The organism is Bacteroides sp. D22 (genome assembly GCF_000163675.1).
Classification (GTDB): Bacteria; Bacteroidota; Bacteroidia; order Bacteroidales; family Bacteroidaceae; genus Bacteroides; species Bacteroides xylanisolvens.
The window spans coordinates 197,870-202,648 of record NZ_GG774806.1 but is presented as its reverse complement, the minus strand read 5'-3'; the positions used below and the strand labels follow the sequence as shown (position 1 = coordinate 202,648).

5 protein-coding genes are annotated in these 4,779 nt (G+C 51.0%); 3 read left to right on the top strand and 2 right to left on the bottom strand.

The window, feature by feature from the left end:
• The 3 genes from mobB to HMPREF0106_RS11910 form a co-directional block, all read left to right on the top strand.
• On the top strand, nucleotides 1-1,160 hold a 1,160-nt coding region (gene mobB / locus HMPREF0106_RS11900), incomplete at its 5' end, for a conjugal transfer protein MobB (RefSeq protein WP_032851351.1).
• Nucleotides 1,161-1,506: 346 nt separating this feature from the next.
• Entirely contained in the window at nucleotides 1,507-3,513 is a 2,007-nt protein-coding gene (gene mobC, locus HMPREF0106_RS11905) for a conjugal transfer protein MobC (RefSeq protein ID WP_009040071.1), read from the top strand.
• 115 nt (nucleotides 3,514-3,628) lie between these two features.
• Nucleotides 3,629-4,024, top strand: coding sequence for a hypothetical protein (locus tag HMPREF0106_RS11910; protein WP_008627685.1), 396 nt, complete (start codon nucleotides 3,629-3,631; stop codon nucleotides 4,022-4,024).
• 30 nt (nucleotides 4,025-4,054) lie between these two features.
• Here HMPREF0106_RS11910 and HMPREF0106_RS11915 read toward each other — a convergent pair whose 3' ends face one another.
• On the bottom strand, nucleotides 4,055-4,339 hold the full coding sequence (locus HMPREF0106_RS11915; protein ID WP_008627683.1) for an immunity 17 family protein: 285 nt from the start codon (nucleotides 4,337-4,339) through the stop codon (nucleotides 4,055-4,057).
• 117 nt (nucleotides 4,340-4,456) lie between these two features.
• Nucleotides 4,457-4,779, bottom strand: a 323-nt coding sequence (locus tag HMPREF0106_RS11920; RefSeq protein WP_009040069.1) for an SMI1/KNR4 family protein, incomplete at its 5' end; no start/stop codon positions are given.

Genomic DNA, 4,779 nt, shown 5'->3' with positions numbered 1-4,779 from the left:
TAGGGCATCTTTCCCGCTCGTTCGGTGATTACCTGACAGCCAACCGCAAGACCGAGAAGCCCGTCCTGCACATCTCCCTCAATCCCGACCCGAAGGATTGCTTGAGCGAAGAGCGGTTTGTCAGCTTGGCGGAGGAGTACATGCGGCGCATGGGCTTCGGCGACCAGCCCTATATCGTCTATCGCCACAACGACATCGGGCGGGAGCACCTGCACATCGTCTCCGTCCGGGTGGACGAAACCGGGCGGGCGATTTCCGACAGCTACGAGCACGGGCGTTCGATGAAGGTATGCCGGGAGCTGGAACGGCAGTTCGGTCTTGTCCCGGCTACGCCCAAGCAGTGGAAGGAGGGGCTGCCCTTGTCACCCGTCGGTTACGGGGACGGCAACCTCAAGGGGCAGTTGGCGGGAGTCATCCGCCCGCTCGCCCGGGAGTGGCGTTTCCGTACACTGGGCGAATACCGTGCCGTCCTTTCCCTTTACGGCATCACGGTGGACGAGGTGAAGGGGGAATACGGCGGGCGGGAGTATCACGGCTTGACCTATTCGGCAACCGACAGGGAGGGCAACAAGGTCGGCAAGCCCTTCAAGTCCTCCGTGTTCGGCAAGGAGGCGGGCGTCGCAGCCCTCGAAAGGCGGATGCACAACGCTGCCGCATGGGAAAAGACCCACAGGGAGGTCGCCGCCACCACCGCCGGAAAGGTTGCCGCCGCCATGCAGACCGCAGGGCATGACCGGGCGCAGTTCGAGCGGGAACTCATGCGGCAGGGTATCGGCGTGGTGTTCCGTACCAACGATGCCGGGCGCATCTATGGGGCGACCTTCATCGACCATGCCGCCAAAGCCGTCTTCAACGGCTCCCGTCTGGGCAAGGAGTTTTCCGCAGGCGTGTTCAACGACCTTTTCGCCGGACAGGAAGGTATTCATCTGCCGCAACTCTCCGCCGGAGTGGAACATCCCACCCGGCAGCAGGAGCATACGGGCGCATCCCAATGGGACGGACACGATACCGGCTACCGTCCCGACCACAAGGACGGCACCACCCAGAACGTGGCGGCCGCCTTCAACCTCTTTGCCCCCGTACCCTGCGGAGCGTCCGACGACCAGCCCGTACCGCCCCGAAAAAGAAAGAAAAAACGCAAGTACGGCAGGCAACAATAAAGAACAAAAAGATAGCATTAACCAAGCAACCATCCGCATGGCACACCGACCTCATTTTCGCAGCGTAAAGCGAACGACCGGAGTGTAGCGTTAAAAAGAAAAAGCTGTTTGAGCGAAGCGAAAAGTCCGTTTAAGTGAGAGCAGAGCCAAACTTGTTTGGGCTATGCCGAACGTAGGACTTTCGCCGTAGGCAATTCTTTTTCTTTAGCGAAACGCAGGAAGAGAGTAGCGGAGAAAATGCAGTCTTGACTTTTTCTTTTTGGTATCTTTTTCTTTTGTCTTGACACAAAAGAAAAAGTACATGTACATAATAAAACGAAGTTTTATCATTAATTTTCAACGAATTATGCAAAACGAAGACGATTTGCGTGGACTCGCCAAAGTCATGGAGTTCATGCGTGCGATAAGCATTTTATTTGTAGTCATCAACATTTATTGGTTCTGTTACCAGTCCGTCCGGGAGTGGGGCATCGACATCGGCGTTGTCGATAGGATATTGCTCGGCTTCCAGCGTACCGCCGGGCTGTTCTCCAATATCCTCTGGACGAAGCTCTTCGCCGTGCTGTTCCTCGCCCTTAGTTGCCTCGGCACAAAGGGCGTGAAGGAACAGAAAATCACGTGGCGCAGGATCATCCTTTGCGGCGTGTCCGGCTTGCTGCTCTTTTTCGGCAACTGGTGGTTGCTCGCCCTTCCTCTGCCGCTTCCGGCGGACACCGTGCTGTATATCGCCACCCTTACCGCCGGGTATATCTGCCTGCTCATGGCGGGGCTGTGGATGTCCCGCCTGTTGAAGACCGACCTGCTCGAAGACGTGTTCAACGTCGAGAACGAATCCTTCATGCAGGAGACCGAGCTGAAGGAGAACGAGTATTCCGTCAACCTCCGCACCCGCTTCTGGTTCAGGAGCAGGGCGTATGACGGATGGATCAACCTTGTCAACCCCTTCCGTGCGACGATGGTCTTGGGCACGCCCGGTTCGGGCAAGTCCTATGCAATTATCAACCAGTACATAAAACAGACCATTGAGAAGGGCTATTCGCTTTTCCTGTATGATTTCAAGTACCCCGACCTCTCCGAGATAGCCTACAACCACCTGCTCGCCCACTTGGACGGCTACAAGGTCAAGCCCAAGTTCTACGTGATAAACTTCGACAATCCGAGGGAGAGCCACCGCTGCAACCCCATCCACCCGGACTTCATGACCGACATATCCGATGCCTACGAGAGTGCCTACACGATTATGTTAAATTTGAACCGAACGTGGATTTCCAAGCAGGGCGATTTCTTCGTAGAATCGCCTATCATTCTGTTAGCCAGTATTATATGGTATCTCAAAATCTACAAGAACGGCAAGTATTGCACCTTTCCCCATGCCATCGAGTTCCTGAACCGCAAGTACGCCGACATTTTCCCCATCCTCACCTCGTACCCGGAGCTGGAGAATTACCTTTCTCCCTTCATGGACGCATGGGAATCCTCGGCGGTGGAGCAGTTGCAGGGGCAGATTGCCAGTGCCAAGATACCGCTTTCCCGCATGATTTCCCCGGCGCTCTACTGGGTGATGACGGCGGACGATTTCACCCTCGACATCAACAATCCCGAAGAGCCGAAAGTGCTCGTAGTCGGTAACAATCCCGACAGGCAGGGTATCTACGGGGCGGCATTGGGACTGTACAACTCCCGCATCGTGAAGCTCATCAACAAGAAGAAACGGCTCAAATCCGCCGTGATTATCGACGAGCTGCCCACCATCTATATGCGTGGGCTGGATAATCTCATTGCCACCGCCCGAAGCAACAAGGTAGCCGTCATGCTCGGCTTTCAGGATTTCAGCCAGTTGAAGCGTGATTATGGAGACAAAGAGTCCGCTGTAATCTGCAATACCGTCGGCAATGTCTTTGCAGGACAGGTAGTTGCCGAAACTGCCAAGACGCTCTCCGAGCGTTTCGGCAAGGTCTTACAGAAACGGCAGAACATGACTATCAACAGGAACGAGACCTCCGTCTCCATCAATACCCAGATGGACAGCCTCATTCCGGCAAGCAAGATTTCCAACCTCACGCAGGGTATGTTCGTCGGGGCGGTAGCCGACAACTTCGACGAGCGTATCGAGCAGAAGATTTTCCATGCCGAGATTGTCGTGGACAACGAGCAGGTCAAGCGGGAGACCGCCCGCTACGTGAAGATTCCGCAGATCATCGACTTCACCGACAAGGACGGCAACGACACCATGCAGCAGCAGATCGACGCCAACTACTACCGCATCAAGAACGAGGTCAGGCAGATTGTCGCCGACGAGATCGGGCGTATCAAGGCAGACCCGGAGCTGTCGCACCTGATTAAGGACAAGTGAGGATAAAAATACCCCGTCGGCTTGTTCTTGCCGACGGGGTATTTTTTATTTTGCGTGGTGTTTTTCGGTATGAAGTAATGATTAAGTGAGCAAAATACATTATTTTTGTAATGATATGGATAAGGATAATCGCAAATACCGGATCTGCTTCATCGACTATATGTGGTATGTAGCCGAGATATGGCACGAAAGGGAGCATACCAACCTTAACGGGCGTATGCTGTTGTTCTTTTGCTGGCTCTTTGCCATACTCGTACCGCTTGGAACACCGTTGATGTTTCGCTATTTCAGTTGGATTGTTGCTTTTGCCGTAGTGATGATGCTCTGCTTTCTTCCCGACTTGTTCTGCCAGCTCCGCTACACAGCCGGGCGGCGTGAAGCGCTCCGTGAATATTACGGAAAACTGAAACATCCCGGCAGGAAGCTCGCAAAAATAGTCCTTATCGCTATCACCCTGACCGTGGTGAATGTCGCACTGATGTTTCACTTCGGGTTTATACATTGGGCATGATAAACGGTAAGAGAATAAGCATCGGTTCTATCATACCTTAATATAAATATAAATCATAATCAATAAACAGATAGTTATAAATACCCCTAACCAAAAACGGAAAGTAGTAGGACCTAATTCTTCGAGTAACTTGTTCCATCCATAAGAACCGTTCCCCTTATACGTCCACTTCCAATTGAATATAAGCCCGATGAGCCAAATTGACAATAAAAATATACCAATTAAATGACCTACTTTAGGATTTGATTGAATATATTGGGCTAAATTTGATAGTAGCCCTTCAAAATTCTGATATATGTTGTTCAGCCATTCCATTTACTTATAATATTATATTTACACAGAAATACTCATGGGATTCTTTAGATGCAGTCACCGTTTTTTTTATTAGCTGACAATCAATCTTTCAGAGAGATTTATCTGCTTATTATAACCTTATTTGAAATTTGTCAGTATATCGTTCTTTTCATTGGAAGACAACATTTCCAATAAATGATTAAAGCTATCGCAAACAAATTCTGCCGAATCTTCAAATTCAGGTTCAACTCCATAATAGATTTTACCGTAATTTTCCGGAGATAAATCTATGCACAAATATTGGTATCCATCTTTTACTGACATAAGAATAGGAATATGGCTATCCCAAAACAGGCGTATCATATCACAGGATTCCTTATCATCTGCCAACGCCTCAAGTCCCATCAGCTCAAATTCATTCCAACGGAATCCGCTATCGCTTTCTCCGTTAAAGTCCTCTA

Coding starts and splice junctions, on each gene's coding strand:
- mobC (WP_009040071.1), top strand. CDS start 1,507: ATGCAAAACGAAGACGATTTGCGTGGACTCGCCAAAGTCATGGAGTTC.
- HMPREF0106_RS11910 (WP_008627685.1), top strand. CDS start 3,629: ATGGATAAGGATAATCGCAAATACCGGATCTGCTTCATCGACTATATG.
- HMPREF0106_RS11915 (WP_008627683.1), bottom strand. CDS start 4,339: ATGGAATGGCTGAACAACATATATCAGAATTTTGAAGGGCTACTATCA.